Source organism: Anaerococcus tetradius ATCC 35098 (assembly GCF_000159095.1).
Classification (GTDB): Bacteria; Bacillota; Clostridia; order Tissierellales; family Peptoniphilaceae; genus Anaerococcus; species Anaerococcus tetradius.
Genome location: NZ_GG666377.1, coordinates 1 through 256, shown reverse-complemented (window position 1 = coordinate 256; position 256 = coordinate 1). Strand labels below are relative to the sequence as shown.

The following is a 256-nucleotide window of genomic DNA, read 5'->3' as shown; positions in this document are numbered from 1 at the left end:
GATTAAATATGTCTAACAATTATTTTATTACAAATTTACTAAATATCAAAGATGAAAATCTTAATTTTTCTGATGGAATACACCACAAAGTCATTAAAGGTGTAACATATACAATTCTAACAGCTAAATTAGAATATTCTGACCAAGTTTGCCCTCATTGTGGCTCTAACCATAACCTAATTAAATACGGCTTTAAACAATCTAATGTCAGATGTTCTAGAGCTGGTGATTATCCTGTAATAATTGATTTAAAGAA

At 27.7% G+C, this 256-nt stretch carries 1 pseudogene; it reads left to right on the top strand.

The annotated features are described in order from the left end of the window. Positions 1-256, top strand: a pseudogene (locus tag HMPREF0077_RS10865) (hypothetical protein); the annotation flags it as partial.